This window comes from Pseudomonadota bacterium (assembly GCA_039815145.1).
GTDB lineage: Bacteria > Pseudomonadota > Gammaproteobacteria > Steroidobacterales > JBCBZW01 > JBCBZW01.
Genome location: JBCBZW010000215.1, coordinates 1 through 5,540, shown reverse-complemented (window position 1 = coordinate 5,540; position 5,540 = coordinate 1). Strand labels below are relative to the sequence as shown.

Here is a 5,540-nt window from a genome sequence, read left to right as displayed (position 1 = left end):
CAGGCGCGCGTGGAGAGCTGGAACTGGCAGGATTTGCTGCGTCAGCTGCGCGACGCCGAGATTCCCCGCGGGTAGCACTCACCCGCCGCGCCGCAATGATGACGCGGCGCTACAGCTTGGCCGGGGTCTGCAAGCCTGAGGCTTGAGCGTGAGCACCTAGCATTGGATCTGGTGCAGGGCCAGCTCCGCCGTATTGCCGATCAGCAAGCCCGGGATAACGCGTTACGAGCTTTTCGGGTGCCTAGGTGTCGGTCGGGCGCGGCGGGGCGTGTTCATCCGGCGCCTCATCCGTGTCCTCTCGACCTTCACCGGCGAACAGGTGCAGCACAGCCACCGCCGCCGCGAGGATCACGATGGCGCCTGCCTCGTAGAGGATCGTGGCCGGTTCCATTTCCTTCGACTGCAGCACGATGAGTCGAGAGAGCGCGGTGATGGCGATCAGCAAGGGGTAGACGGTGGGGATCCGACGGCTGCTGTAGAAGGCGCCAGCCATTGAGACCACTTCGGTGTAGAGAAACAGCAGCAGGATATCGGCGATCGCGACGTTGCGTTGCTCCCAGATGGTGGCGAGCTCGAACAACACGGCGATCACCGTGAGGCCGATGATCACCGCGAGTACCGTGCGCTCGATCAGCGCGATGAGCCTGCCCATGTTCATTCATGTGTTCCCCAACGGAGCCGGAGCACAGGTTAGCGCATCGCCCTGGCGCAAGAGGGTGGACGCCGACAGTTTTCGGGGTCGGTGACGGGCAGGCAGTCGTCGTCGGGGGAGGTGAGGCGGCCTGGCGCTTTGTCCTCGGCCGCCTAGCTCGTCGCTTAGGGTGTCATTCCCGCCCGGGCGCGTGGGCGGCGCCAAGGGACTCGAGCCACGCCACGAACGCGGGGTGGCCGCGCTCCTCGGCCTGGCTGAGCGGGGAGCGCCAGGTGCCGCGCGAGGTGCGCACGGTCAGGGAGACGTCCGCGCCCTGGGCGACCAGCAACTTGCCCACCTCCAGGTGGCCCTGTTGGGCGGCGTTGATCAGCGGCGTCTCGTCACCCAACACGTAGCCGTTGGCATCGGCGCCGGCGGCAAGCAGGGCTTGCGCTGCGGCCGTGTTGCCGCGCAGGGCGGCCGCGATCAACGGCGTGCCATCGCCACCGATCGCCACGTTCGGGTCCGCGCCGGCCGCGAGCAGTTCAGCGATGATGACAAGGTCGTCACGCGCTGCTGCACTGATGAGCGCCGCGCCGTCGCCCGGCACGGTCACGTCCGGCGAAGCTCCCGCGTCGAGCAGCAACTTCAGGGCGGTGCGATCGCCCTTGCGGGCAGCCGAGATCAACGCCGTGCCATCGCCGGGCGATGCCACGTTGGGGTCAGCGCCAGCAGCCAGCAACGTGCGCACGATGTTCAGGTGTCCGCCTCGGATCGCCCCCATGAGTGGGGTGCCGTCGCCCAGGGCCGGCGCGCTGGGATCGACGCCGCGCTCCAGCAGGGCGGCGACCTCGGCGGTGTTACCCGCTTCTGCCGCCTCGTACAGCACCAGGCTCACGCCGTTGCCGAACACGAGCTTGTTCAGGCGTTCCAGTGATGCCTCGATCCGACGATCCCCGTCGTTGGCCTCCTCCTCCGGGGCGGCGGTGCCGAGGCCGGGCACGAGCAGGTAAGCGGCGCTCGCCAATACGGGCAGCATGAGGCGCAAGGTCGCCCGGGGCCTGCGGGCCTTCGCGGCGTCGGGCTGGGTCAGGTGCTTCACCCGCTCCTCGAGGGCAACGCCGTGGGCCTGGGCGGCCAGACGCGCCGAGGGAGGCGCCGGTAGGCGGCTCGCCGCGGCCGCCGCGTCGAGCAGGGCGTGGGCGAGGCGCGTCGGCGCTCCCGTGGCGACCGCGGCGTCGCGATCGCACAGGCTCTCCCGTGATCTTACGATCATCGGTGTTAGGTAGTGCAGGGGAATGTTCCACCAGAACGCGGCGCTCACCAGCCGGTGGCCGAGGGTGATCCAGTTGTCTGCGCGCTGGGCGTGGGCGATCTCATGCTCCAACACCGGTGCGGCGTCTTCGCTGAGCGAGAAGCCCGTCGGCACCAGGATGCAGGGGTGGCGGAAGCCCGCCAGCATCGGCGAGGCGATGTCGTCGCTCGAACGGATTTCCAAGTCTTTGGTCAAGCCCAGCTGGCCCGTCCGGCCCAGGGGGCGACTGCGGTGGCGCAGACGTGTCAGCGCCGCGGCATCGGTCCCTAAGCGCAGCATCATCGCGAGCGATCCGGCGAGCCAGATCAGCATGAGCGTACCGTTGCTGAGCGCCCACGGAGTATGTCGAGCTTGGGCGCCCACGTCTGCCGTCGCATCGGCGGTGCGTCGGGGCACGTCTTGCACGAACCCGGCGTTGCCCGGCACGGTTGGTGTGTCCTTGCTCAGGGCTGTGCTGGCACTCAACGTATTCGTGAGTGTCGGGCTGCCCAGCTGCGCAGGGGTGAGCGTGATCAGCATCAGCACGGGCACCAGGAGCACCGCCGCCAGGGCGAGATCGTGGCGCTCGCGTACCCAGTGGCTGGGCGCGTAGCGGTCGACCAGCTTGACCAGGGCGAGGAGCAGGGCGGTCTCCGCCATCACCGCGGCGAGGGCGAGCAGCAGTAGCGAGGGTCCTGAGGTCATCGGGGGTCTCCTTGGCTGTTCTGATCATCGTCGTCATCGCTGCGCTCGCGCAGGAGCGTGGCCCGCAATGCTTCGATGTCATCGAGGGTGAGTTGGTTGTCTTGCACCAGATGCTGGGCGAGGCGTTGGGGTGAGCCCTCGAACAGCGACTGCACCAGATTGCCGAGGGCCTTGCGGCGGGCGCCGTCGCGGGTGATCAGGGGGCGGTAGATATGGGCGCGACCTTGCTTGCGGAAGTCCACATAGCCCTTGTCCACCATGATGCGCACGGTGGTCAGGACGGTCGTGTAGGCGAGGTCGTGGGCATCTTTGAGCGCGTCCGTGAGGTCGCGCACGCTGGCCTCACCTCGTTCCCAGAGCACTGCCATGAGGCGATGTTCGGCCTCGGTGAGTGTCGGTGTGGTCGGTCGGGGCATCGACGAATTCCTTAGTAGTTCGCCGATACCGTATCGAGCCGAGCATCAGTCTGTCAACTAATTCTTTCGTAGAAAGGGTGCCTGGCTGATCGAGGCCGGCCAATCGTAGGGGGGCGGGCCGGCCTCGCAGCAGGGCGACTCATGCGCCCGCGAGTCGCTGGGCCCCGATGAGCCAGCATGCGGCGGCGAGCAGCGAGGCCGCCGTGCGCACGTGATTCCAGCGCAGCCACCGGCGCAGGTAGGTGGACCAGTAGTCCCGGGCCTTCGCTGTGCCCGCGTCCATCGGGTCCAGGCGCTTGTTGAGCGGCACGTTGGCTGCGGCTGTGATAACGAATGCGCCAATTAGGTAAGACGCCGTGCCTACGATGAAGAAGGGCTCACTGGCCCCCTGGTGGGTGAAGACGTGCCACAGCGTCAGGGTCGCGCTTGCGGGTACGAGGGCCATGAACGTGCTCAAGAACACGGAGCGGTAAACGGTGCGATTGACCTGCTGCATGGCCTCGATGGCACCGCTCGGTGTGGTCCTCCCCAGAGCCCGCATGAGGAAGTCGGAGAACGTGAGGAACACGCCGCCCACCATGGCACCGCTCAGTCCCAGCAAGGTCCACATGGTGCTCGAGGCGGTCATGCGACCGCCTCCCAAGCACCGCTCGCCGCCACCTGCGCCGCGTAGTCGGCAAACGGGCGAGGGGCGCGTCCCAGGGCCCGCTGCACGCCGTCGGTGAGGTGCTCGTTGCGGCCGTCGAGCACCGTGGCGAAGAGGTAATCGAGCATCCACAGCACCTCGTGGGGCGCATTGCTGGCGCGAGCCCCTGCGATGAAGGACTCGTGGGGGATTTGCTCGTAGGTGATCGATCGGCCACTGGCCGCCGCGATCATCTGCACGGCCTCGGCGAAGCTCAGCAGCTGTGGGCCCGTCACCTCGTACACCTGCCCGGTGTGGCCCGGCTCGGTGAGGGCGGCGACCGCCACGTCGGCGATGTCGTCCACGTCGACGAAGGGCTCTGCCACCGGGCCCGCGGGCAGGCTGACTCGCCCCGCTTGCACCATGTCGAGGAATGCGCCTTCTGAGAAGTTTTGGTAGAACCAGCTCGCGCGCACGACGGTCCAGGCGAGGCCGCTGCCTTGGACGATTTGCTCGCAGGCTTGCGCTTCGGCCTCGCCGCGGCCCGAGAGCAGGACCAGGCGCTGTACCCCATGCTGGCGGGCGCGCTCGACGAGGGCCCGAATCGCATCGCCGGCGCCGGGCATGGCGAGATCAGGGGCGTAGGAGATGTAGACGCCGTAGACGCCCTCGAGGCAGGCGTCCCAGCCGGATTCGTCGTGCCAGTCGAAGGCGGGGGTGGCGCTGCGCGAGCCGGCGCGCACGGTGATTCCCTGCTGCTCCTGCAGGCGATGTACGATCCGGCGTCCGCTCTTGCCGGTGGCGCCGAGTACCAGGATGGTCCGGGTGCTGAGATCTGAGATTGCTTGGGTCATGGTAGGTGCCTCCAGTGGTGCTGTGTGCAAACTGCAGGGCTATGAAATCGTACGGGGCGTGCCTGCGGCTTGACGCAGCACGCCAGCGTGTTGATCGAGCGCGCCAGGGTCAGGCGCGGGGGTGCGCCAGGCGGTAGTCACGGGGCGTTTGCCCCCGCCAGCGGCGGAAGGCGCGATGGAACGCGCTCTGCTCGGAGAAGCCCGTGAGGAAGGCGACCTCCGTGAGGGAATACTGCGTCTCGCTAAGCAGTCGTTCGGCGAGTCGCGTGCGGGCCTGCTCCACCAACTGGGTGAACCGATAGCCGTCGTCCGCCAGGCGACGTTGCAGGGTGCGAGCGCTCATGCCGAGTTGGGCGGCGATGTCCCCGAGGGTGGGGACGCCCTCGCTGAGGCTGCGCGCGACCGCCTGGGTCACCCGTTCGTGCAACTCGGGGAGGCCACCCTGTGGGAACTCCTGCATCTGCGCCTGGAGGTGGGTGTCGAAGAAGCTGGAAATGCTGGCGTCTCCGAGGCGATTGGGTGCGCGTAGATCTTGCGTGTGGATGCGAATGGCGTCGTGCTCGGCACCGAAGCGGACCGGGCAGCCGAAGTGGCGTTCATGCGCGCTGCTATCGGTCGGGGCCGGGTGGCGGATGGTGATCTCCAGCGGCGTGAACGGGTGCGTGCTCACCTCGCGGCTGATGCTCGCCACACTCGCGAGCGTCGCCTCGATGGACATGCGCATCCCTACGCGACGATCGCCCTCGCGGTGGGCGATGAAGGTGGTTTGCGTGGAGGCCTCCACCACCTCGTAGCGGGTGACGCTGGTCAGAATGCGACCGTAGCGTTCGGCCCGAGCCCAAGAGTGGCGCAGGTTCACCGCTGCCTTGAAGGCGAGGCCGAAGGCACCGTAGTCATCGCAGCGCATCGATGCCCCGGTGCGCAAAGGCAGATCGATCGCGCGGGGGTCCTCCTGGGCAATTCGCTCGAGCAGGGCGTAGTAGTCGCCATCGTCGATCATGCGTGACGGATCGGT

6 protein-coding genes are annotated in these 5,540 nt (G+C 67.8%); all 6 read right to left on the bottom strand.

Annotated elements, in window-relative coordinates:
- Positions 1–241: 241 nt before the first annotated feature.
- Positions 242–658 (bottom strand): phosphate-starvation-inducible PsiE family protein, encoded by a 417-nt coding sequence (locus tag AAF184_24480; GenBank protein MEO0425513.1) that lies wholly within the window; start codon positions 656–658, stop codon positions 242–244.
- A gap of 166 nt (positions 659–824) precedes the next feature.
- Entirely contained in the window at positions 825–2,630 is a 1,806-nt protein-coding gene (locus AAF184_24475; protein MEO0425512.1) for an ankyrin repeat domain-containing protein, read from the bottom strand.
- Positions 2,627–3,046, bottom strand: a complete 420-nt coding sequence (locus AAF184_24470) for a BlaI/MecI/CopY family transcriptional regulator (protein MEO0425511.1) — start codon at positions 3,044–3,046, stop codon at positions 2,627–2,629. Before AAF184_24470 ends, AAF184_24475 begins: the two co-directional genes overlap by 4 nt.
- A 139-nt stretch (positions 3,047–3,185) precedes the next feature.
- Positions 3,186–3,674, bottom strand: a complete 489-nt coding sequence (locus AAF184_24465) for an anthrone oxygenase family protein (GenBank protein ID MEO0425510.1) — start codon at positions 3,672–3,674, stop codon at positions 3,186–3,188.
- On the bottom strand, positions 3,671–4,525 hold the full coding sequence (locus AAF184_24460) for an NAD(P)H-binding protein (protein MEO0425509.1): 855 nt from the start codon (positions 4,523–4,525) through the stop codon (positions 3,671–3,673). Before AAF184_24460 ends, AAF184_24465 begins: the two co-directional genes overlap by 4 nt.
- Positions 4,526–4,634: 109 nt before the next feature.
- The coding region (locus AAF184_24455) for an AraC family transcriptional regulator ligand-binding domain-containing protein (protein MEO0425508.1) at positions 4,635–5,540 on the bottom strand (906 nt) is incomplete at its 5' end.

Coding starts and splice junctions, on each gene's coding strand:
- AAF184_24480 (MEO0425513.1), bottom strand. CDS start 658: ATGAACATGGGCAGGCTCATCGCGCTGATCGAGCGCACGGTACTCGCG.
- AAF184_24475 (MEO0425512.1), bottom strand. CDS start 2,630: ATGACCTCAGGACCCTCGCTACTGCTGCTCGCCCTCGCCGCGGTGATG.
- AAF184_24470 (MEO0425511.1), bottom strand. CDS start 3,046: ATGCCCCGACCGACCACACCGACACTCACCGAGGCCGAACATCGCCTC.
- AAF184_24465 (MEO0425510.1), bottom strand. CDS start 3,674: ATGACCGCCTCGAGCACCATGTGGACCTTGCTGGGACTGAGCGGTGCC.
- AAF184_24460 (MEO0425509.1), bottom strand. CDS start 4,525: ATGACCCAAGCAATCTCAGATCTCAGCACCCGGACCATCCTGGTACTC.